This is a genomic window from Spongiactinospora sp. 9N601 (genome assembly GCF_044326295.1).
GTDB classification, from domain to species: domain Bacteria; phylum Actinomycetota; class Actinomycetes; order Streptosporangiales; family Streptosporangiaceae; genus Spongiactinospora; species Spongiactinospora gelatinilytica.
This window is the reverse complement of the sequence record NZ_JBIRBB010000011.1, coordinates 158,732-179,527: the sequence shown is the minus strand read 5'-3', so window position 1 is coordinate 179,527 and position 20,796 is coordinate 158,732. Positions and strand designations below refer to the sequence as shown.

The 20,796-nt window shown below is 72.4% G+C and carries 19 protein-coding genes; 10 read left to right on the top strand and 9 right to left on the bottom strand.

The window, feature by feature from the left end; all coding sequences use genetic code 11:
* The first annotated feature begins 22 nt into the window (after positions 1-22).
* Complete coding sequence (selA, locus tag ACH34R_RS26565; protein WP_397564239.1) at positions 23-1,306, top strand: L-seryl-tRNA(Sec) selenium transferase; 1,284 nt, start codon at positions 23-25, stop codon at positions 1,304-1,306.
* A 41-nt stretch (positions 1,307-1,347) separates the two neighbouring features.
* On the opposite strand, the gene ACH34R_RS26560 is transcribed toward selA, so the two are convergent.
* The 4 genes from ACH34R_RS26560 to ACH34R_RS26545 form a co-directional block, all read right to left on the bottom strand.
* Positions 1,348-2,313, bottom strand: a complete 966-nt coding sequence (locus ACH34R_RS26560; RefSeq protein WP_397564238.1) for a TIGR03557 family F420-dependent LLM class oxidoreductase — start codon at positions 2,311-2,313, stop codon at positions 1,348-1,350.
* 80 nt (positions 2,314-2,393) lie between these two features.
* Positions 2,394-2,927 carry a ferritin-like domain-containing protein gene (locus tag ACH34R_RS26555; protein WP_397564237.1) on the bottom strand — a complete coding sequence of 178 codons (534 nt, stop codon included), beginning with the start codon at positions 2,925-2,927 and terminating at the stop codon, positions 2,394-2,396.
* Between the two features lie 70 nt (positions 2,928-2,997).
* Positions 2,998-4,215 (bottom strand): amidohydrolase family protein, encoded by a 1,218-nt coding sequence (locus ACH34R_RS26550; protein WP_397564236.1) that lies wholly within the window; start codon positions 4,213-4,215, stop codon positions 2,998-3,000.
* Between the two features lie 52 nt (positions 4,216-4,267).
* Positions 4,268-5,227: a hypothetical protein gene (locus ACH34R_RS26545; protein ID WP_397564235.1), complete on the bottom strand. Its 960-nt coding sequence runs from the start codon at positions 5,225-5,227 to the stop codon at positions 4,268-4,270.
* 212 nt (positions 5,228-5,439) lie between these two features.
* Between ACH34R_RS26545 and ACH34R_RS26540 the strand changes: the two genes are divergently transcribed.
* From ACH34R_RS26540 to ACH34R_RS26530, 3 genes are all read left to right on the top strand, one after another.
* Complete coding sequence (locus ACH34R_RS26540; protein ID WP_397564234.1) at positions 5,440-6,369, top strand: adenylate/guanylate cyclase domain-containing protein; 930 nt, start codon at positions 5,440-5,442, stop codon at positions 6,367-6,369.
* A 59-nt stretch (positions 6,370-6,428) separates the two neighbouring features.
* Positions 6,429-7,397 (top strand): aldo/keto reductase, encoded by a 969-nt coding sequence (locus ACH34R_RS26535; protein ID WP_397564233.1) that lies wholly within the window; start codon positions 6,429-6,431, stop codon positions 7,395-7,397.
* Between the two features lie 114 nt (positions 7,398-7,511).
* Positions 7,512-10,109: an ATP-dependent Clp protease ATP-binding subunit gene (locus ACH34R_RS26530; protein ID WP_397564232.1), complete on the top strand. Its 2,598-nt coding sequence runs from the start codon at positions 7,512-7,514 to the stop codon at positions 10,107-10,109.
* 72 nt (positions 10,110-10,181) lie between these two features.
* On the opposite strand, the gene ACH34R_RS26525 is transcribed toward ACH34R_RS26530, so the two are convergent.
* Entirely contained in the window at positions 10,182-10,805 is a 624-nt protein-coding gene (locus ACH34R_RS26525) for a TetR/AcrR family transcriptional regulator (RefSeq protein ID WP_397564231.1), read from the bottom strand.
* 86 nt (positions 10,806-10,891) lie between these two features.
* On the opposite strand from ACH34R_RS26525, the gene ACH34R_RS26520 reads away from it, so the two are divergent.
* Together ACH34R_RS26520 and ACH34R_RS26515 are read left to right on the top strand one after the other, a co-directional pair.
* The gene (locus ACH34R_RS26520) at positions 10,892-11,626 is read left to right on the top strand and encodes an SDR family NAD(P)-dependent oxidoreductase (protein WP_397564230.1); all 735 of its coding nucleotides are present in this window, start codon (positions 10,892-10,894) and stop codon (positions 11,624-11,626) included.
* Positions 11,627-11,631: 5 nt separating this feature from the next.
* Positions 11,632-11,949, top strand: coding sequence for a DMT family transporter (locus ACH34R_RS26515; protein ID WP_397564229.1), 318 nt, complete (start codon positions 11,632-11,634; stop codon positions 11,947-11,949).
* A gap of 12 nt (positions 11,950-11,961) precedes the next feature.
* Here the strand turns inward: ACH34R_RS26515 and ACH34R_RS26510 are convergent, their stop codons facing one another.
* The 4 genes from ACH34R_RS26510 to ACH34R_RS26495 are packed head-to-tail and all read right to left on the bottom strand — an operon-like array spanning position 11,962 to position 16,523.
* Positions 11,962-12,795 (bottom strand): FAD binding domain-containing protein, encoded by an 834-nt coding sequence (locus ACH34R_RS26510; protein ID WP_397564228.1) that lies wholly within the window; start codon positions 12,793-12,795, stop codon positions 11,962-11,964.
* A gap of 2 nt (positions 12,796-12,797) precedes the next feature.
* Complete coding sequence (locus ACH34R_RS26505) at positions 12,798-15,194, bottom strand: xanthine dehydrogenase family protein molybdopterin-binding subunit (RefSeq protein ID WP_397564227.1); 2,397 nt, start codon at positions 15,192-15,194, stop codon at positions 12,798-12,800.
* The gene (locus ACH34R_RS26500) at positions 15,191-15,649 is read right to left on the bottom strand and encodes a (2Fe-2S)-binding protein (protein ID WP_397564226.1); all 459 of its coding nucleotides are present in this window, start codon (positions 15,647-15,649) and stop codon (positions 15,191-15,193) included. The genes ACH34R_RS26505 and ACH34R_RS26500 overlap by 4 nt, the downstream gene beginning before the upstream one ends.
* A gap of 19 nt (positions 15,650-15,668) precedes the next feature.
* A complete protein-coding gene (locus ACH34R_RS26495; protein WP_397564225.1) occupies positions 15,669-16,523 on the bottom strand; it encodes a type 1 glutamine amidotransferase domain-containing protein in 855 nt (284 codons plus the stop codon).
* A 75-nt stretch (positions 16,524-16,598) separates the two neighbouring features.
* Here ACH34R_RS26495 and ACH34R_RS26490 point away from each other — a divergent pair, with 75 nt between their 5' ends.
* From ACH34R_RS26490 to ACH34R_RS26475, 4 genes are all read left to right on the top strand, one after another.
* Positions 16,599-17,744, top strand: a complete 1,146-nt coding sequence (locus ACH34R_RS26490; RefSeq protein WP_397564224.1) for a low temperature requirement protein A — start codon at positions 16,599-16,601, stop codon at positions 17,742-17,744.
* A 97-nt stretch (positions 17,745-17,841) separates the two neighbouring features.
* Positions 17,842-18,177: a nuclear transport factor 2 family protein gene (locus ACH34R_RS26485; protein WP_397564223.1), complete on the top strand. Its 336-nt coding sequence runs from the start codon at positions 17,842-17,844 to the stop codon at positions 18,175-18,177.
* Between the two features lie 151 nt (positions 18,178-18,328).
* Positions 18,329-19,153 (top strand): type 1 glutamine amidotransferase domain-containing protein, encoded by an 825-nt coding sequence (locus ACH34R_RS26480; RefSeq protein ID WP_397564222.1) that lies wholly within the window; start codon positions 18,329-18,331, stop codon positions 19,151-19,153.
* Positions 19,154-19,155: 2 nt separating this feature from the next.
* Positions 19,156-20,775: a thiamine pyrophosphate-binding protein gene (locus ACH34R_RS26475; protein WP_397564221.1), complete on the top strand. Its 1,620-nt coding sequence runs from the start codon at positions 19,156-19,158 to the stop codon at positions 20,773-20,775.
* Positions 20,776-20,796: the final 21 nt, after the last annotated feature.

Here is a 20,796-nt window from a genome sequence, read left to right as displayed (position 1 = left end):
GCCGCCGGTATCCTTGATCGACATGGACCACCGCAGGCGGATTCCGCGTACGGACGCCGTGCTGGCCGACCCGCGGATGCGCGCGGTGCTGTCCGCGCTGGGCCGGGCGCAGGTCAAGGCGGCCGTCGCGGCGGCCCAGGAGCGGGCCAGGGCCGGTGAGATCGCCCCCGCCGACGTGGTGGAGAGCGCGCTGACGGCGCTGGCCCCGGCCGCGCCGCTGCGCCCAGTGATCAACGCCACGGGGGTGCTGCTGCACACCAACCTCGGCCGCGCTCCCCTCGCCGAGGCCGCGATCGAGGCCGTGGCCGCCGCCGCCGGTCCGGCCGACGTGGAGTTCGACCTGGTCACCGGCCGCAGGGCGCGGCGTGGCAGGAGCGCGCTCGCGGCGCTGGCCGCCGCCGTCCCCGAGGCCGGCGACGTCCACGTGGTCAACAACAACGCCGCCGCGCTGGTCCTCGCCGCGACCGCGCTGGCCGCCGACGGCGGCGAGATCGTGATCAGCCGCGGCGAGCTGGTCGAGATCGGCGACGGGTTCCGCATCCCCGAACTGCTGGCCGCGACCGGCGCGACCCTGCGCGAGGTCGGTACGACCAACCGCACCACCCCGGCCGACTACGCGGCGGCGGTCGGCCCGCGGACCGGGTTCGTGCTGAAGGTGCACCCTTCCAACTTCCGCGTGGAGGGCTTCACCGGCGCGGCCGGAATCGCCGAGCTGACCGGCCTCGGCGTGCCGGTGGTGGCCGACGTCGGCTCGGGGCTGCTGGAGCCGGAGCCGGTGCTGCCCGACGAGCCCTCGGTGCGCGGCGCGCTGCGCGAGGGGGCCGACCTGGTGACCGCGAGCGGCGACAAGCTGGCCGGCGGGCCGCAGGCCGGGCTGCTACTCGGACGGGCCCACCTGGTCGAACGGCTCAGGCGGCACCCGCTGGCGCGGGCGCTGCGGGTGGACAAGCTCACCCTGGCCGCGCTGGAGGCCACCCTGCACGCCCCCGAGACCCCCGTACGGCGGGCGCTGCGCGCGACGGCCGGGGCGCTACGCGAGCGCGCCGCCGCGATCGCCGCCCAACTGGGCCACCTGGACATCACGGTGGAGGACGTGGCGGCCACCGTGGGCGGCGGCGGCGCGCCCGGAGTACGCCTGCCCAGCGCGGCAGTGAGCCTGCCCGCCCGGTTCGCCACCCCGCTGCGCACCGGCGAACCCCCGGTCGTGGGCCGGGTGGAGGACGGCCGGCTGCTACTCGACCTGCGAGCGGTGCCCGAAGGCCGTGACGGCGACCTGGTAAAGGCGATCACCGCCGCCGTCAGATGATCACATCCCGCACAGCACGAGGAACATGATCCCCGTGGTGGTCAGAGTTCGCGTAGGGCGGGGAGCAGGTCGCTCTTGGCCCAGGCGAAGAACGGGTCCTGGTGTTCGGCGCCGACCTGTACCAGGGCGATGTGGGTGAAACCGGCGTTGACGTACCTGCGGACGGCCTCGACGACCGCGCCGACGTCTGATCCGCACGGCACTGTGGAGGCCACGTCGTCGGGGGTGACGGTCTCGGCGGAGGCGGCGAAGTTGACCGGTCCGGGGAGTTCGGCCATGACCTTCCAGCCGGCCGCCGACCAGCGCCACAGCCGGTGGGCCCGCTCCTTGGCGGCGGCGGCGTCGGTGTCGTAGGCGATCGGGAGCTGGCCGTACACGGGCTTGCCCTGGCCGCCGCCCGCCGCGAAGGCGGTCACCAGGTCCGCGTCGGGCTCGGTGGCCACCAGGGCGTCGCCGTACTCCGCGGCGATCTCCGCCGAGCGCGGTCCCGAGGCCGCGATCGCCAGCGGGACCGGACGCTCGGGCAGGTCGTAGAGCTTGGCGGAGTCGAGGTCGAAGAACTCCCCGCGATATTCGCGGTAGCCGCCGCCGAACAGGCGCTGGATGATCTCGATGGCCTCGCGGAACATCAGGTGCCTGGTGTCCACCGACGGCCAGGCGTGCCCCACGACGTGCTCGTTGAGGTTCTCCCCCGAGCCCAGTCCCAGCGTGAAGCGGCCCTCCGACAGCACCCCCATGGTGGCCGCCTTCTGCGCCACCACCGCCGGGTGGTACCGCATGATCGGGCAGGTCACGTAGGTCATCAACGGCAGCCGCTCGGTCGCCTGCGCCGCCGCGCCGAGCACCGACCAGGCGTACGGCGAGTGCCCCATCTCCTCAAGCCACGGGAAGTAGTGGTCGGAGATGACCGCGTAGTCGAAACCGATCCGCTCGGCGGTCGCGACGTCGCGCACGAGCCGGCCGGGCGAGGTCTGCTCGCACATCATCGTGTAACCGATCTCTGCCATGCCGGGCACCTACCCGTGGTTCGCCCCGCACAACGCCAAGCCTTCGCCCAGGTCGGCCAAGTGGCGGCGGCGCGGCCCGCTCAGCCGCCGAGCAGGTCCAGCAGGTCGTCGGCGTGCTCCTCTTCCTCTTCCATGATCGACTCCATCAGCCGCCTGGTGGTGGGGTCGCCCTCGCCCAGCCAGCGGATGATCTCCTGGTAGGTGGCGATGACGATCCGCTCGGCCTCCAGGTTGTCGCGCAGCATCTGCTGAAGGTCGTGGTCGGCGGGCGTGGTGTAGTCGGTGTGCGCGCGCTCGGCCAGCCTGGCCGGGTCGAACTCCGGCTCGCCGCCGAGCTGGGAGACCCGTTCGGCGGCGCGCAGCGCGTGGTCGAGTTCCTCCTTGGCGTGCTCGGTGAACTCGGCCGACACCTGCGCCCGGTCCACGCCCACCGCCGAGATGGCGTGCCGGGTGTAACGCAGCCAGCACACCACCTCGGTAGCGATCACGTCGTTGAGGATCTCGACGACGCGCTCCCGGTCCTTGCCGTAGCCCTCGGTCACCGGCCCTTCGGCCATCTTCTGCCGTGCCTGCTCGCGGATCCTCGTCACGTCGAGTACGAAGTCATCGCTCATGCCGCTTGCCCCCCGAACGGTGTTCTGCCTGCTCATCGGCAGGATAGGAGGCGATCGGCCCGGCCTCGCGCTAGCCGGCGGCGTGTCGCGCGGTCCCTTCCTGGACGACCGTCCCCTCCTGGATCACCGTGCGGTGCCCGGGGTGCGACCACAGCACCGCGGGGTCGGTGAACGGGTCGCCGGGCAGCACGAGCAGGTCGGCGACGGCGCCCGGCCGTACCCTGCCGAGGTCGGAGCGGCCGATCAGGTCGGCGTTGACGCTGGTGGCGGCGCGCAGCGCGGCGAGCGGCCCCTCGACCTCGCTCTGCAGGCGCAGGCCGTTGAGCTGCTCGTCCTCCAGCACGCCCATCAGGTCGGTGCCGAAGCCGATCCGCACCCCGGCCCGCCTGGCCAGCTCGATCGCCTTGCGGCCGGCGTCCAGGACCTCGCGGTTCTTGTCCTGGGAGACCTGCGCGAGCCCGACCTCCGCGCCGCGACGGTCCATCGCGTCGTACGTGGCGAGCGTGGGCACCAGGAACGCGCCGCGCTCGGCCATCAGCTCCGCCGTCGCGGCGTCCATCAGATTGCCGTGCTCGACGCTGCGCACGCCGTTCTCGACGGCATGGGCGATGGCCTCAGGCGAGTAGGCGTGCGCGGCGACGTAGCTGCCGCGCCGCGCGGCCTCGTCGGTGACCGCGCGGATCTCCTCGGCGGAGTACTGCGGAACGCGGATCGGGTCGGTCGGCGAGACGACCCCGCCCGACGCCATGATCTTGATGGCGTGCGCGCCGCGCCGGAACCTGTCGCGTACGGCCCGCCGCAGCGGGTCCACGCCGTCCACCACCTCGCCCATGTGCGTCCAGCAGGCGCACAGGTCCGCGTCGGCGGGCCGCAGGTCGCTGTGCCCGCCGGTCTGGCTGAGCGCCGGCCCGGTGTACAGGTAGCGCGGCGCGGGGATCAGCCCTTCGGCGATGGCCTTGGCCAGGCCGGGGTCTCCCCCGGCGACGTCGCGGACGGTGGTGAAGCCGCGGGCCAGCGCCGCGCCGAGCCGCCGCGCGCCGGCCAGCGCCATGTAGCTGAGCGGGCTGGACTCGATCGTCAGCAGGTCCAGGGCGGTGCCGTAGGCGTGGAAGTGGGCGTCGATGAACCCGGGCACCACCGTGCCGCCGCCCCCGTCGAGGACCTGATCGGCCTGCGGCGGGACGCCTCCCACCTGAACGATCTTCCCATCGGAGATGTGGACCGGGCCTTCCTTCAGGTCCCCGGACTCCCCGTCGAACACCCTCACGTTGACGATCGTCAAGCTCACGCTGAGGTCCCCCGTCTACTCGGCATCGCCTGACATTTTGCCGGTGACCAGGTCAGGACCGGAACGGGGGCCCCTCCTGAGCACCGGGCGGCCACTCTGGGAGGGTCGCCCGCCCGGACTCCACGTCCCGGACGGGAGGCAGACCGGGCAGGGTGGGCGGGCCGGGGCCGGGGGGCGCGTCCTGGACGGCGGACAGGTCGGGGAGCGTCGGCGGGTCGTCGCCGGCCGCGGGCAGCGCCAGGAAACGGCCCGCGCTCACCGCGTCGCGGACGCTGCGCGCCAGCGCGGCCTCCAGATCGGCGGCCTGGGCGGTCAGGTCCCGCACGCCCTCGGTGTCCTCCGTCCTGGCCAGCAGGTCCAGGTATCTGTGATTGCTGTCCAGCAGGTCGTGCGCGCGCAGCGCGGAGTCGGCGTTCTGGACCCTGCGGGCGTACTCCTCCAGACCCTCGACCTGCCGGGTCACCGCGCGCACAGAACGGGCCAGCGCCTCCCGCTGCGGCCCGAGCACGGCCCGCAGTTCCGGGGTCATCGCCTCGTGCATCGCGTCGGCCTGTTCGGCGCGCAGCACCGCCTGCTCCCACAGCACGTCCTGGATCTCGGTCAGGCGGCGCGGCAGCACGACGTCGTTGGCCACGTCGTCGAGCAGGCCCATCCGGCTCGCCCGCGATTCCTGGACCATGGCGACGGCCCGCCACGCGCGGTCGTACAGCGCCCGTCCTTCGATGTCCAGGCCCGCCAGGTCGGCCCAGCCCGCTTCGCGGGCGGGCGCTTCGTCCTCATCGTCGAAGCCCATGTCAGGGTGCACGTCGGTGCTGAGGCCGCGCAGGCCGAGCAGCATGGGGACCACGAAGACCGCGGCGGCCACGAAGATCGGCGCGCTGCTGTTCCAGCCCACGGCGGAGCCGGTCAGGATGAAGGCGAGCGCGGCGAGGAACCCGCAGATGGCGACCTTGGAGAAAGGCCGCCACCGCTCCCCCTCCCCCGGCTCGTGCCGCTCTCCGAAGAGATCCACCTGTGGTCCGCCCCTCTGGCGCGCAGCCCGAAAGAACGAGATGTAAGAGCTTGATCGGACATCTTATGACAGGTCAGCCTGGGTATCCGGACTTCGATTCGGAATGTCACCCGCAGGAGGTATGTTTCGGGTGCGAGGGTGGTGACACGACGGGCAGAAGGGTCATGGGGCGGGACAACCCGGCGGATTCGGCCGGCCTGAGTGAGACGTTCTTGAGCGGGCATCGCCGGTACACGAGCCGGCAGGTGGCCGCGATGGCCGGTGTGCCGATGTACCGCGCCCGCCGGCTGTGGCGTGCGCTCGGCTTCGCCAACGTCCCCGACGACGCCGTGGAGTTCACCCAGGCCGACGTCGAGGCGCTCAAGACGCTGGTCGGCATGGTCACCGCCGGGGCCTACGACGATGACCACCTGCTGCTGATGACCAGGTCGCTCGGCAGCTACACGGCCAGGCTCGCCGAGTCCCAGGCCGAGCTGGGCGCGGAGGCGCTGGCCACGGCCGGGGTGCCGTTGGCCGAGCGGGGCGCGGCCTGGCGCGGCCGGGCCGCCTGGGTGCTTCCCGACCTGGAGAAGCTGCTGATCTACTCCTGGCGGCGGCACCTGGCCTCGGCGGCCGGCCGGCTGGTCGATCAGGAGAGCAACGCCGTGCGGCTGGCCGTGGGGTTCGCCGACCTCGTCGGGTTCACCCGGCTCAGCAGGCAGATCTCCGAAGGCGAGCTGGCCGGGCTGGTCGAGCGGTTCGAGGGCCGGTCGGCCGACGTGATCGCCTCCTCGGGCGGGCGGCTGGTCAAGACGCTCGGCGACTCGGTGCTGTTCGTCACCGACACCGCGCACGAGTCCGCGGAGATCGCGCTGCGGCTGCTGGAGGTGCACGGCCGCACCCGCGGCATGCCCGCGCTCCGCGTCGGCCTGGCCATCGGGCAGGTCATCGGCCGGATGGGCGACGTGTTCGGCGCCCCGGTCAACCTGGCCAGCAGGCTCACCGCGCTGGCCGAGGCGGGCAGCGTGCTGGCCGACCAGTCGATGGCCGAGGCGCTGGCCGACGACGCCGCCTTCACGCTGCGCTCGGGCGAGCGGGTGACCGTCCGCGGGGTCGGCGAGGTCACGCCCTTCGTGATCCGCCGCCGGCGGCGGACGGCCTAGCCCTCCGTCTGCGGGGTAGCGGAGCGAGATCGCGACTTCGGAGGGAAGGGGGCCCGACGATGCGCACCGTGCCGCTGGGCCGTACCGGGCTGCTGGTCACGCCGATCTGCTACGGCACCTGGCAGTTCGGCGGCGACTGGGGGACCGTGGACGAGCGGGCCGCGATCGAGGCGATCCAGGGAGCCAGAGACCTCGGCATCAACTTCTTCGACACCGCCCGCGGCTACGGTTTCGGCGTGTCGGAACGGCTGCTCGGCCGGGCGCTGGCCGATGAGCTGGGCACCTCCCGCGACTCCGTGGTGATCGCCACCAAGGGCGGGCTGCGCGAGGACGGCGGGGTGCTGTCCCGCGACTCCAGCCCGGCCTGGCTGCGCCAGGAGGTGGAGCAGAGCCTGTCCGCGCTCGGAATCGACCACATCGACCTGTACCAGATCCACTGGCCCGACCCTCGCACGCCACTCGCCGACACCGCCGCCGCGCTCGGCGACATGATCCGGGAGGGGCTGATCCGGCACGCCGGGGTGTCCAACTTCGACGTCGAGGAGATGCGGGAGTTCGGGGAGACGCTGCGGGTGGAGACCTTGCAGCCGCCGTACCACCTGTTCGAGCGGGACATCGAGACCGACGTCCTGCCGTACTGCGCGGAGCGCGGCATCGGCGTGCTCGCGTACGGCCCGCTGGCGCACGGCCTGCTCGGCGGGGCCTTCGACGAGTACACGACCTTCCCCGCCGACGACTGGCGCTCGGTCAGCCCCGACTTCACCGGCGAGACCTTCCGCCGCAACCTCGCGGTGGTCGGCCTGCTGCGGGAGTTCGCCCGGCGCAAGGGGGCGACGGTCGGGCAGCTCGCCGTGGCATGGGTGCTCGCCGCGCCGGCGGTGGACGCGGCGATCGTCGGCTCGCGCCGGCACGCCCACCTCAAGGAGAGCGCCGGCGCGGTGGACCTGGAGCTGACCGGCGACGACCTCGCCGAGATCGACCGGATCGCGAGCGCGGCGAGCCCGGTGACCGGCCCCCGTCCCGACTGAAAGGACCCGCCCGGCGGTTATGCCGGGCGGTCACGGGTAGGCGGGTGGTTCAGCCGGACAAGCGAGACGACATCGACGTAGCTGGGCGCCCGCCGCGCCCGAGGGGGAACGACGATGACAAGCGGTGACTTCTGGCCGTACGGCTACAGCCCGCTGGACGAGTTGCTGGCGAGGTTCTTCGGCGGGCTCGGACCGCCGGAGCAGGCCGGGGCGGAGTCCCGGCGGCGAGTGGACATCGGCCGCCTGCTCAGCGAGGACGCCGTCGACCTGCTCCGCCAGGCGGTGCACGAGGCGTCCGAGCAGGGCGCGCAGTACCTCGACACCGAGCACCTGCTGTGGGCCGCGACCAGGCTGGATTCGACGCGCGGCCTGCTTTCGCGGGCCGGGGCCGACCCGGACGCGCTCGCGGAGGCGATCTCGCGGCAGGTCGAGCGGGGCGAGCCCCGGCAGGGGCCGATGCCGCTGGCCCCGGCCGCCAAGCGGGCCCTGCTGGCGGCGCGCGACATCGCCAGGGCCTCGGGCGCGTCCTACATCGGGGCGCAGCACCTGCTGGTGGCCCTGTCGGCCAACCCCGACTCGACGGCCGGTCGCCTGCTGCGCGACGCGCGGGTCACCCCGCAGTCCCTGGGCGCGGAGGCGGTCGAGCGGGGCGAGGCCCCGGCCGCTCCCCGGCCGAGCAGCACGCCCACGCTCGACCAGTACGGCCGCGACCTGTGCCAGACGGCCAGGGACGGCGGGATCGACCCGGTCATCGGCAGGGACGAGGAGATCGCCCAGACCGTGGAGGTGCTGTCCCGGCGCACCAAGAACAACCCGGTGCTGCTCGGCGAGCCCGGCGTCGGCAAGACCGCCATCGTCGAGGGGCTCGCGCAGCGCATCGTGGACGGCGAGGTGCCGAAGACGCTCGCGGGCAAGCGGGTGATGCAGGTGGACCTGGCCGGGATGGTGGCCGGCACCAAGTTCCGCGGCGAGTTCGAGGAGCGGATGAAGAACGTCGTGGACGAGATCCGCGACAACGCCGACGACCTGATCGTGTTCATCGACGAGTTGCACACGGTGGTCGGCGCGGGCGGCGCGGAGGGGGCCATCGACGCCTCCAACATGCTCAAGCCCGCCCTGGCACGCGGTGAGCTGCACGTCATCGGCGCGACGACGCTGGACGAGTACCGCCGCTACATCGAGAAGGACGCGGCGCTGGAGCGGCGGTTCCAGCCGATTTTCGTGCCGGAGCCGGCGGTGGAGGACACCATCGCGATCCTGCGCGGGCTGCGCGATCGGTACGAGGCCCACCACCAGGTGCGTTTCACCGACGAGTGCCTGGTGGCCGCGGCCGAGCTGTCCGACCGGTACCTGACCGGCCGCTTCCTGCCGGACAAGGCCATCGACCTGATGGACCAGGCCGGCGCGCGGGTCGCGCTGCGCACCAAGACGACGCCGGGCGGCACCCGCGAGCTGGAGGAACGCGTCGAGGGCCTGCTGCGCGAGAAGGACCAGGCGGTCTCCGGCGAGGACTACGAGCGGGCCAGGGAGCTACGGGACGAGATCGCCGACCTGCGCCGGCAGATCGACGACTCCCAGGACGAGCAGCAGGGGGTGCCGGAGGTCACCGCGGAGGAGATCGCCGCGGTCGTCTCGCGGGCCACCGGGATTCCGGTCGCCCGGCTCACCCAGGAGGAGAAGGACCGGCTGCTGGCCCTGGAGGAACGGCTGCACCAGCGCGTCGTCGGCCAGGACGAGGCCGTGGAGGCGGTGGCCGAGGCGGTGCGGCGCTCGCGCGCCGGGCTCGGCGACCCGAACCGGCCGATCGGGTCCTTCCTCTTCCTCGGCCCGACCGGCGTGGGCAAGACCGAACTGGCCCGCGCGCTGGCCGAGGCGCTGTTCGGTGACCAGGACCGGATGGTCCGGTTCGACATGAGCGAGTTCCAGGAGCGGCACACGGTGTCCCGGCTGGTCGGCGCGCCGCCGGGGTACGTGGGGTACGAGGAGGCCGGGCAGCTCACCGAGACGGTGCGGCGGCGGCCCTACTCGGTGGTGCTGCTGGACGAGATCGAAAAGGCCCACGCCGACGTGTTCAACCTGCTGCTCCAGGTCATGGACGACGGGCGGCTCACCGACGCGCAGGGCCGTACGGCGGACTTCAAGAACACCGTGCTGATCATGACCTCGAACCTCGGCGCAGATGTGATCATGGCCCATCCCGGCGAGGCGGCGGCCGAGCTGCGCGGCCACCTGAGCCGGCTGCTGCGGCACGCGTTCCGGCCGGAGTTCCTGAACCGGATCGACGAGATCATCATCTTCCGCAGCCTGGACGACGTCCAGTTGCGGCAGATCACCGGCCTGCTGCTGGAGGAGAGCAGGCGCCGCCTGCACGCCCAGGACATCGGGATGGAGATCGACCCGGTGGCGATCGACTGGCTGGCCAGGCAGGGCTACCAGCCCGAGTTCGGCGCCCGGCCGCTGCGCCGGGTCATCCAGCGCAAGGTGGACAACACGCTGTCGCGGATGCTGCTGAACGGCACGCTGCGGCCCGGCCAGCGGGTGCATCTCGGCGTGCGCGAGCACGACCTGGCGTTCACCGTGCTGGAAGGGACCGAGTCCGCCCCCGGCGAGGGTCAGGAGCCGCAGGCCAGAGCCACCCCGGAGCACCGGCCCGAGCTGGGTCGCGCCAAGGAGGAGGAGCGCCGCCGCGACGCCTCGGGGTTCTACCTGTAGCCGTCCGCGGGGAGGCGTCCCCGTCTGCCGTGCGCAGAGGGCCCGGCAGGCGGGGACGCCAGGCGGGTCAGGTCAGGAGCGTCCTTCGGGATCGAGGCCGTCCAGCAGGGCGTCCAGGCCCGCGTGGACGGCGTCCATGCCCGCACCCCGCTCACGCAGGTTGTAGGCGATCAGGCCGGCCGCGACCGGGGCCAGCAGGGCGTCGGCCAGGTAGGCGGGCTCGCGGCCCGGCCGCAACTCGGCCAGGAGGATCGTCAGGTGCCGGTGGTAGGCGCCGTAGGCGGCGCCGAAGCGGGCGTACGGCGTGGCGGTCTCGGCCATCAGCAGCAGGTCGAGCTGGTCGGCGACGCGTACGGCCAGGGCGTGCAGGAAGGCGCGGACCCTGGCCGCCGCCGGAGCGCCGGGCCCGAGCGGCGGCGGGCCGCCCATGAAGGACTCCTGGAACTCCCGCTCGCGCCGGTCGATGAGCGCGTAGGCCAGGCCGGACCGGTCGCCGAACCGGCGGTAGAGCGTTCCCACGCCCACGCCCGCCGCGGCGGCGACCTCCGCCATGGACAGCCCCTCGACGCCGCGGGTCGCGACGATCTCCTCGGCGGCGGCGAGGATCTTGGCGCGGTTGCGCGCGGCGTCCGCGCGCTCCTCCGGGCGCCGGTCGCCCGCTTCTACCTGGGGCAGCGGTCGCCGGGTCTGGGTCACGCGCTAAACCCTACCGGCTTGCCATCCGGAATTGATTCCGGTTAAGCTCACAACCGGAATCAGTTCCGGATAGCGGAGGACATGAGATGGTGCAAGGACGGGTCGCGCTGGTCACGGGGGGCAGCCGCGGCATCGGGGCGGCCATCGCCCGGCGGCTGGCCGGGGACGGCGCGGACGTGGCGATCACCTACACCTCGGCCGAGGGCCGGGCCAAGGACGTGGTCGGGCAGATCGAGGCGGCCGGGCGGCGCGGCCTCGCCGTACACGCCGAGGCGACGGACGCGCAGGCGCTGATCAACGCGGTCGAGCGGACCGCCGCCGCGTTCGGCCGGCTGGACATCCTGGTGAGCAACGCCGGCATCGCGCCGTACGGCCCGCTGGAGGAGGTCACCCTGGAGGAGGTGGACCGTACGCTGGCCATCCACGCCAGGGCCTCCTTCATGCTGGCCCAGGCCGCCGCCGCGCGCATGCCCGACGGCGGGCGGATCATCAACATCGGCAGCAGCCTGGCCGAGCGCGTGCCCTACCCGGGGTGGACGCTCTACTCGATGAGCAAGTCCGCGCTCACCGGGCTCACCAAGGGCCTGGCCAGGGACCTCGGCCCCCGGGGGATCACCGCCAACCTGGTCCACCCCGGCTCGACCGCCACCGAGATGAACCCGGCCGACAGCCCGGAGGCGGACGGCGAGCGCGCCTTCACCTCGCTGGGCCGCTACTGCGACCCCGAGGACATCGCGGCGACCGTGGCCCACCTGGCCGGACCGGGCGGGCGCAACATCACCGGCGCGTCCATCGCCGTGGACGCGGGAACGACGGCCTGAGCGCGATGGCCTGGCTGCTGCTCATCGGAGCGGCCCTGCTGGAGGTCGTGTGGGCCCTGGCGCTGGACCGCTCCGATGGCTTCACCCGGTTCGTCCCGGCGGCCATCGGGGTGACGGGCGCCGTGCTGAGCTTCGCGATGCTGACCTTCGCGCTGCGCGACCTGCCGACCGGCACCGCGTACGCCGTGTGGGTGGGACTCGGCGCGGTCGGCGTCGCGGTCGCCGGCATCCTCGCGCTGGGCGAGAGCGCGTCCCCGGCCCGGCTGGCCTGCCTGTTCCTCATCCTGGCCGGGGTGGTGGGCCTGAAGCTGGCCGAGGGGTAGGCCGGATCCTGCTCAGGCCGTGGGTCCGGTGCGTTCGCGGGCCCGGGCCATCGCCCGTCTGGCGAGCACCCACGCCAGGTGGGCGCGGTACTCGCCGGACGCGTCCTGGTCACCCTGGAAGAGGTCACCGAGCGGGGGCGCGGTGAGCACCCCTGCGGTGAGGGCGCGTTCCAGGGTGGGCACCCGGCGGGCGGGCCGTGGTCCGCCGCAGACGGCGACCCGGCAGGAGGCGACCGCGCCGTCCATGTGGAAGGTCACGGCGACCGCCGCCCCGCACACCGAGGCGAGGGTCGCGGGCACGGGCCGGCGTACGTGGGCCCCGTGGGCGGTCCCCGGGGGAACGCCGACCGCGGCGATCACCTCCCCCGCGGCCAGGCCGGGAGCCGTGGGGTCGAGCAGCCGTTCGACGCTGAGCGTGCGCCGCCTGCCGCCGCGGCCCCGGACGCGCACCACGGCGTCCAGGGCGATCAGGGCCGCCGCGATGTCGGTCCCGGCGACGACCGACCCGCCGACCGTGCCACGGTTCCTGGTCTGCGGGTCCGGCAGGGTCGCCGCCGCGTCGGCGAGCAGGCCGTGGGCGTAGGACTCCGGTACGGCGGGGTGGGCGACCAGCTCGGTGATCGTGGTCATCGCCCCGATCTCCAGCGCGCCGCCGAAGCCGCGGCGCACGCCGCGCAGTTCCGGCACCCGGCCCAGATCGACCAGCAGCGGGATGCGCCGCACCCGCCGCTTGAGGTCCAGCACCAGCCGGTGCCCGCCCGCCAGGGGACGCGCGCCGGGGGTCTCGGACAGGGCTCGCAGTGCGCCTTCGAGGTCGGCGGGGGCCGTGTAGGCCGGCACATCCATGATCATCTCCTGGCCTCTCGGATGACGCGCCAGATCTTCTCCGCGGTGTAGGGCATGTCGATGTGCCGTACGCCGAAGTCCCGCAGCGCGTCGCAGACCGCGTTGGCGACGGCGGCCGTCACCGGGACGGTCGCGATCTCCCCCGCGCCCTTGACGCCGAGCGGGTTGTGCGGGCTCGGGGTGGTGGTGCGGTCCAGCTCGAAGACCGGCACGTCGGCGGCGCGCGGCAGCGCGTAACCCAGCAGGTCCGCGCTCAGCAGCCGGCCCTCGCCGTCGTAGCGGGCCTCCTCCATCAGCGCCTGGCCCAGGCCGTGCGCGATGCTGCCCTCGAACTGGCCGGTCACCACCAGCGGGTTGCCGACCGGGCCGACGTCGTTGACCGCCGCGTAGCGGACGATCTCCACCTGCCCGGTCTCCTGGTCGATCTCCACCACGGCCACGTGCGAGCCGAAGGGGTGGTTGAAGTCCGGCGGGTCGAAGAAGGAGGTGACGTCCAGGGCGGGCGCCATGCCCGCGGGCAGGCTCCAGCCGTACCAGATCGCCATCGCCAGGTCCTGGAAGGTCTTGGCGGTCTCCTCCTTGCCCGGCACGAAGAACCGGCCCTGCGCGTACTCGACGTCCGCCTCCGGCACGCCCATGACGTGGGCGGCGGCCGTCCGCATCTTGGCGATGATCTGCCGGGCGGCCATGACGACCGCCGGGCCGCCGACGCTGTAGGAGCGGCTGCCGTAGGTGCCCTGCCCGTACGGCGAGCGCTGGGTGTCGGACTGCGAGACGGTCACCGAGGCCACGTCGATGCCCAGCGCGTCGGCGGCGATCTGCGCGAACGTGGTGCGGTGGCTCTGCCCGGTCGAGGTGGACCCGATGCACAGCGCGACCTCGCCGTTGGGATGCACGCGGATGTTGGCGCCCTCCCAGGTGCCGCCGAGCATGCCCTCCTCGCGCATCCGGGCCGAGGGGCCGACGCCGCACACCGCCACGAAGCTGCCGATGCCGACGCCGAGCAGCCGGCCCCGTTCGCGCGCCTCCCGGCGCCGGACCTCGATCTTGTCGTGGCCGGCGAGTTCCAGCGCGCGCCGCAGCGCGGCCGGGTAGTCGCCGGAGTCGTAGGTCCAGCCGAGGCCGTTGTCGTAGGGGAAGCGGTCCGGGGGGACCATGTTGCGCAGCCGTACCTCGGCGGGGTCCAGGCCGGCCTCCGCCGCGAACAGGTCCACGGCCCGCTCGGTGATCGTGGTGGCCTCCGCCCGGCCCGACCCGCGCTGCGCGCCCAGCGGCACGGTGTTGGTGAACACCGCGTACACCTCGCAGAACGCGTTGGGGATGGCGTAGGGGCCGGTGAGGCTGCGGCCCATCAGGGCGGTGGCCACGCCGGGGCCGATGGTGGAGGGGTAGGCCCCCAGGTTGGCGTGGCTGGTGCAGCGCAGCGCGGTGATCCGCCCCTCGCGGGTGCCGGCGATGGTGACGTGCTGGCGGTGGTCGCGGCCCTGCACGGTGGAGCACATCAGCCCTTCGCGGGTGTCGGCCCACTTCACCGGGCGGCCGAGGCGCTTGGCGAGGTACAGGACCAGCGGCATGTCCGGGTAGAGGTAGCCCTTGGTGCCGAAGCTGCCCCCGATGGGCGGTGCGATGACCCGCAGCTTGTTGAACGGGATGCCGAGCACCAGCGCCGACAGCAGGAACCTGTGGTTGTGCGGCGACTGCGTGGTGGCGTAGAGGGTGTACTCGTCGGCGATCGGGTCGTACTCGCCGAGCGCGGCCCTGGGCTCCATCGGGTTGTTGATGGTCCGCTGGTTGTAGAGGTCGAGTTCGACGACGATGTCGGCGGCGGCGATGGCCTCGTCGGTCGCCTCGGCGTCCCCGCAGGTCCACAGCGCGTTGAGGTTGCCGGGCACCGCGTCGTGCAGTTGCGGCGCGCCGGGGGCGAGCGCCTGTTCCGGCCGGGTGACGACGGGCAGCGGCGTGTAGTCCACCCGCACGGCGAGCGCCGCCGCCCTGGCCTGCCCGGCGGTCTCGGCCACCACGGCGGCGACCGGCTCGCCGATGAACCGCACGCGGTCCCCGGCCAGCACGGTCCCCGCGCCGGGCACCCCGGAGGGGTGCGGCGGGAAGTGGCTCTCCACTCCGCCGGGGATCCAGATGCACGGCAGCGGCATGAGGTGGCCCGCGAGGTCCGCGCCGGTGACGATGTCCACCACGCCCGGCATCGCGGCGGCCTTCGCACCGTCGATCCGGTCGATCCGCGCGTGGCCGTACCGGCTGCGCACGAACTCCAGGTGCAGCATGCCCGGCAGGGTGAGGTCGGCGGTGAACTTGGTCGCGCCGCGCAGCATCGCGGGCGTCTCGCGGTCCTTCAGACCCGTTCCGAAGGCCGTCGTGCGGGCCGTGGTCCCAGTGGTCATTTCATGCCCTTCACCGCGGTCTGCACGGCGCGCACGACCGCGTTGTAGCCGGTGCAGCGGCACATGTTCCCGGCCAGCCAGGCGCGGATGGCCGTTCCGTCCGAGGTGGGCTCGTGCTCAAGGAAGTCGAGCAGGGACATGGTCATCCCCGGCGTGCAGTAGCCGCACTGCGCGCCGTGTTCCGCCCAGATGGCCTCCTGGAGGGCGGTGAGGCTTCCGGCCGCCACCCCCTCGATGGTGGTGACCTGGGTCCCGTCGGCCTGTACGGCCAGCATCTGGCAGCTCTTGACCGAGCGGCCGTCCACCTGTACCACGCACGCGCCGCACTGGCCCGTGCCGCATCCGACCTTGGCGCCGGTCAGGCCACAGGTGTCCCGCAGCAGGTCCACGAGCAGAACGTCCGGGCCGGCGGTCGTGTTCACGCCGGCCCCGTTGACGGTGAGCGAGATTCGCATCGCTGATCGGCCCGTCCGGTCAACCGGCCAGGCGCTTCACGAACGCCTCCGCCAGCGCCGTGGACGAATACGGATTCTGGCCGGTGATCAGATTTCTGTCCGCCACGACGTGGGAATCCCAGATCACCTTCGCCTTTTCGTATTTCGCGCCGAGCCGTTCCAGTTCCACTTGCAGGACGAATGGCAACTTACCCGCCATATCCGTGACCTTCTCCTCGTCATGGGAGAATGCTGTCATTTCATATCCTTCCAACGGCCAGCGCCCCTCCGAGTCGCGCAGCGGAAGGAGCGCCGAGTGGCCGTGGCACACCACCGCGAGCGGCTTTTCCAGGTCGAGGATCCAGCGCACGACGCGGGTCATGGCCGCGTCGTGCGGCATGTCCTCCATCGCCCCGTGGCCGCCGGAGATGTAGACCCCCGCATAGCCGGCCAGGCGCTCCCGGGTGATGTCCGAGACGTTCAGCGGCGCCCGCAGCGCGGCGAGCGAGCCGATGACCTGCTCGTAGTGCGCGATGTTCGCCTCGTCATTGTCGGGCGAGCCCTCCGGCCTGGTCTTGCAGACCGACAGGGCGGTCAGGCTGCCCTGGTCGGGGGTGGGCGCCCGCCCGCCGATGGTCGCGATGTCGACCGTATGACCCTCATTGAGGAACCGTTCGTAAGGCACCACGAACTCCTCCGCCCAAAATCCCGAGGCGTGTCGCCTTCCGTCGAGCAGTCCGAGGGTCTTGGCCTTGGTCATCAGAATGAGTACGTCCGCCATGGTCCTTCGCCCTTCCTGCGGCACTTCGCCCCACAATGGGCCGCGGGCGACCAGGGCGGCAATCCCGGGATGGCGCGGTAGCGGCACTTTCCCACCTCGATCGCGCGACTTCATGATGTCAGCCGGACGACACCGGGAATTCTCCGGCGCGGGATTGGCGCGGGACCGCGCTGCGGCCACAATCCGGGCATGAACCTCCGACTTCCGACCTGGTTCGCCGAACGGGTGGCTCCCGTGCCGGACCAGGAACAACTGCGTGTTTCCACGCTTGAACTCTTCTTCGACCTCGTATTCGTGTTCACCGCCACCCAGCTCACCGTGGTGCTCGCCGCCGATTTCGGCAGCGCCCCGCAGGTGCTGCTGATGTTCGGGGTGATCTGGTGGATGTTCGCCAGCTACGCCTGGGTGACCAACGCGGTGCCGCCGGTGCGCGTCGCCCGGCGGCTGTTCATGCTGCTCGCGATGGCGGGCTGGCTGATCGTCGCGCTCGCCGTGCCCGGCGCGTTCCGCGAGGACGGGGCCGGATTCGCGGTGGGCCTGCTCGTGGTGGTCGTCGTCCACGGGCTGATGTACCTCCAGTCCACGCTGCGCATTCTGCGGATGTTCGCCGCCAACCTGGGCGGGGCGCTGCTCATCCTGGCCGCGGCGGGCATGGAGGGGGCACCGAAGTACGGCCTGTGGCTGGCCGCGCTCCTGGTCATGTGGGCCTCGCCGTACGTGACCGGGCAGGAGGGCTTCCCGTTACACCCCGGGCACGTGGTCGAACGGCATGGCCTGGTGGTCATCATCGCGCTCGGCGAGTCGATCGTCGCGGTCGCCATCGGCATCGAGGGCAACGGCGGGCGGCTCAGCGTGCCGGCCATCGGCATCGCCCTGATCGGCCTCGCGCTCAGCGCCAGCCTGTGGTGGGCGTACTTCCACATCGACCTGGAGCGGGCCGAGCACGCCCTGGCCGAGGTCACCGACCAGGTACGCCGCACCCGGATGGTGCTGTTCGGGTTCTTCTACGCGCACGTGCCGATCCTGCTCGGCATCATCGCGCTGTCGGCCGGCCTGAAGAAGGCCGTGGCCCACCCCGGCGACCCGCTGACCGGCGGGGCGCAGTTCGCCCTGGCCGGCGGGGTGGCGCTGTTCCTGCTCGGCTCGGTGGCCTTCCGCGCCGCGCTCGGCCTGCCCGGCCGGACGCTCAGGGCCGCCACCGCGCTCCTCACCCTGGCCACCATGCCGATCGGGCTGGTGAACGCGGCCGTCCAACTGGTGCTCGTCGTGGCGCTCATCTTCGCCACGCTGGCTTTTGAAGAACGCGGCCGAAGCCGGCGAGTAGCGAGAGTGTAGCGGCGGACCTCCGCAAGTATTCCGGCTTTCCTGGACAGTGCGCACACCAATCGGTTTCGGTGAGAAAGCACACCACCGAACCTCTTGGGAGGGGCAAATGGCGGCCATCGTTCTGCCGGCCCTGCTGGACAAGCAGATAGGCCAGCTTAAAGCGCACGACCTGGACGCGATGATACGCAACTATCACGATGACGCCGTGGTCATGCGTCCCGGTGCGATCGCCCGGGGAAAGGCCGAGATCCGCGAGTTCTTCGCCGAATATCTGAAGCTCGAACCGCGGATCGTCGAGGTCATGGTGGCCGAGGGCACCGATGACCTGATCCTTTATTACGCCAAGATCGGCATCGGTGACGAGGTGCACAAGGACGTCGGCACCTGGGTGCTGAAGAACGGTCTCATCTGGCGGCAGACCGCGGTCCTCGTCTCTGACTGACGATTAGGGAAAAGCCGCTTCATCGAATGACCGCGCGTCCCCGCCCGGCGCCGCCGCGGCGGGGACGGCGATCAGGGCCGCCCGCGACGGCCGCGGGCCGGATCAATTCCACGCCGATTCACGAAATTCACCGACACCTGGGGAGTTCAGCGTGTCCAGAACGATTCTCGTCGTCGTCTCCGAACTCGGTTATTGGGGCGAGGAACTCGTCGGGCCGCTCGGCGTCTTCGACCGCCAGGGCTACGAGTCCGTCATCGCCACACCGCGCGGGCGCAGGCCGCACGCGCTTCCGCCGAGCATCGACCCCGACTTCATCGACCCCCCGCTCGGCCGCTCGGTGACCACCGCGGCCATGGCCGAGCTGGTCCGCGAGATGGACGCCTCCGACCGGCTGGCCAAGCCGGTGGACATCTCCGCGTGGGTCCCCGAGCGCCCCTACATGAGCGCCCCCGGGTACCTGCGCGACCTTGAGTCCTACCATCGGGCGCTCAGTGAGCTGGAGCACGGCATCGCCGACTTCGACGCGATCCTGATCGTGGGCGGCAGCGGCCCGATCGCCGACCTCGGCAACAACGAGCGCGTCCACGCCCTGATCCTGGCGTTCCTGGCGGCCGGCAAGCCGGTCGGCGCCGAGTGCTACGGGGTGGCCTGCCTGGCGTTCGCCCGCGACTGGGACGACCGCAAGAGCATCATCTGGGGCAAGCACGTCACCGGCCACTGCAAGGAGTACGACTACAAGGAGGGCACCGGCTTCCTCGGCACCGACTTCGACATGGGGCCGCCGCCGTACCCGCTGGAGTACATCCTGCGCGACGCGACCGGCCCGCAGGGGCGCTACCACGGCAACGTCGGGCACCCCATCTCCGTGATCGTCGACTACCCGTTCGTCACCGGGCGGTCCACGCCGGACTCGATCACCACCGGCGAGAAGATGGTCGCGGTCCTGGAAGACGGCCTGCGGCGTTACGGCTGGTGACCATGACCACGCTACGCACCGGAACCGCCGCGGTGCTCGACCAGCTCCGCGCCGACGGGATGACCACGGTGTTCGGCAATCCGGGCACGGTCGAGCAGGGCTTGCTGGACGCGATCGACTCCGCCGGCGACTTCCGCTACGTGCTGGCCCTCGCCGAGGCCGCGGTGGTCGGGATCGCCGACGGCTACGCCCGCGCGACCAGGCGGCCCACGTTCGTGCAGCTCCACTCCGGGGTCGGGCTCGGCAACGGGATCGGCATGATGTACCAGGCCATGCGCGGCCACTCGCCGCTCGTGGTGGTCGCCGGCGAGGCCGGGGTGCGCTACGACGCCTTCGACGCGCAGATGGCCGCCGACCTGGTGGGCATGGCCCGCCCGGTCACCAAGTTCGCGACCAGGGTCATCGATCCGCGCTCGGTGCTGCGCGTGCTGCGCAAGGCGATCAAGATCGCGGCGACGCCGCCGTGCGGGCCGGTGTTCGTCTCGCTGCCGCTGGACGTCCTGGACGCGCCCAACGACGAGGTCGCGGTCCCCACCTCGATCCCGCAGACCCGGACGGTGCCCGTCCCCGAACTGGTCGAGGCCGCGGCAGGGCTGCTCGCGGGCGCGGAACGGCCGGTGATCGTCGCGGGCGACGGGGTCGCCGAGTCCGGCGCGCAACCCGAACTCGCCCGCGTCGCCGAACTGCTGGGCGCGCGGGTGTGGCTGGCCGACACCTCGGTGGTGAACCTCGACGCGGCGCACCCGCTGTACCGGGGCCCGCTCGGCCACATGTTCGGGGAGGTGAGCGCCGCGGCCGTGCGGGAGGCGGACGCGGTGCTCATCGTCGGCACCTACGTCTTCCCCGAGGTGTTCCCGATGCTCGGTTCGCCGTTCGCGGCGGGCGCGCGGGTGGTGCACATCGACCTCAACGCCTACGAGATCGCCAAGAACCACCCGGCCGACCTCGGTCTGGTGGCCGACCCGCGGGCCACGCTCGCCGCGCTCGCCACGGAACTGGCAGGCCGGGGCGCCCGACCCGCCACCGCGCCTCCGCCCCCCGCCGCTCGGGCGGAGGTCACCGGCGGCGAGATCTATGACCGGTTCCTGGCCGAACTGGCCGCCCAGACCACCGACCCGGTGATCTTCGACGAGGCGCTGACCTCCAGCCCGCCGCTGGCCCGCCACTTCCCGCCGCGCAGCCCCGGCCGCTACTACCTCACCAGGGGCGGCTCGCTCGGCGTCGGCATCCCCGGCGCGGTCGGGATCAAGCTCGCCATGCCCGACGACGTGGTGATCGGCTTCACCGGCGACGGCGGCAGCATGTACACCGTCCAGGCCCTGTGGACCGCCGCCCGCCAGGGGATCGGCGCGAAGTTCGTGATCTGCGACAACGGCCGGTACGAGCTGCTGAACGAGAACATCTCGGTCTACTGGCGCGAGCGCGGCATCGCCCCGCATCCGTTCCCCTCCTCCTTCGACCTGCGCGGCCTGCCGATCGGATTCACCGACGTGGCCCGCGGCCTGGGCGTCCAGGCCGCGCGGGTGGCCACCGCCGATGACATCGGCCCCGCGATCAAACGCATGCTCGCCGACGACGAGCCGTTCCTGGCCCACGTCTCGGTGGAGCCCGGCGGCCGGTAGCCCCGGCCGGAAAGGAAGTGA

What these genes read in the sequence shown, in the direction of transcription:
- ACH34R_RS26475 (WP_397564221.1), top strand. Translation starts at nt 19,156, where the DNA reads ATGACCACGCTACGCACCGGAACCGCCGCGGTGCTCGACCAGCTCCGC.
- ACH34R_RS26490 (WP_397564224.1), top strand. Translation starts at nt 16,599, where the DNA reads ATGAACCTCCGACTTCCGACCTGGTTCGCCGAACGGGTGGCTCCCGTG.
- ACH34R_RS26510 (WP_397564228.1), bottom strand. Translation starts at nt 12,795, where the DNA reads ATGGATGTGCCGGCCTACACGGCCCCCGCCGACCTCGAAGGCGCACTG.
- ACH34R_RS26500 (WP_397564226.1), bottom strand. Translation starts at nt 15,649, where the DNA reads ATGCGAATCTCGCTCACCGTCAACGGGGCCGGCGTGAACACGACCGCC.
- ACH34R_RS26485 (WP_397564223.1), top strand. Translation starts at nt 17,842, where the DNA reads ATGGCGGCCATCGTTCTGCCGGCCCTGCTGGACAAGCAGATAGGCCAG.
- ACH34R_RS26555 (WP_397564237.1), bottom strand. Translation starts at nt 2,927, where the DNA reads ATGAGCGATGACTTCGTACTCGACGTGACGAGGATCCGCGAGCAGGCA.
- ACH34R_RS26505 (WP_397564227.1), bottom strand. Translation starts at nt 15,194, where the DNA reads ATGACCACTGGGACCACGGCCCGCACGACGGCCTTCGGAACGGGTCTG.
- ACH34R_RS26495 (WP_397564225.1), bottom strand. Translation starts at nt 16,523, where the DNA reads ATGAAGTCGCGCGATCGAGGTGGGAAAGTGCCGCTACCGCGCCATCCC.
- ACH34R_RS26560 (WP_397564238.1), bottom strand. Translation starts at nt 2,313, where the DNA reads ATGGCAGAGATCGGTTACACGATGATGTGCGAGCAGACCTCGCCCGGC.
- ACH34R_RS26530 (WP_397564232.1), top strand. Translation starts at nt 7,512, where the DNA reads ATGACAAGCGGTGACTTCTGGCCGTACGGCTACAGCCCGCTGGACGAG.
- ACH34R_RS26515 (WP_397564229.1), top strand. Translation starts at nt 11,632, where the DNA reads ATGGCCTGGCTGCTGCTCATCGGAGCGGCCCTGCTGGAGGTCGTGTGG.
- ACH34R_RS26535 (WP_397564233.1), top strand. Translation starts at nt 6,429, where the DNA reads ATGCGCACCGTGCCGCTGGGCCGTACCGGGCTGCTGGTCACGCCGATC.
- selA (WP_397564239.1), top strand. Translation starts at nt 23, where the DNA reads ATGGACCACCGCAGGCGGATTCCGCGTACGGACGCCGTGCTGGCCGAC.
- ACH34R_RS26520 (WP_397564230.1), top strand. Translation starts at nt 10,892, where the DNA reads ATGGTGCAAGGACGGGTCGCGCTGGTCACGGGGGGCAGCCGCGGCATC.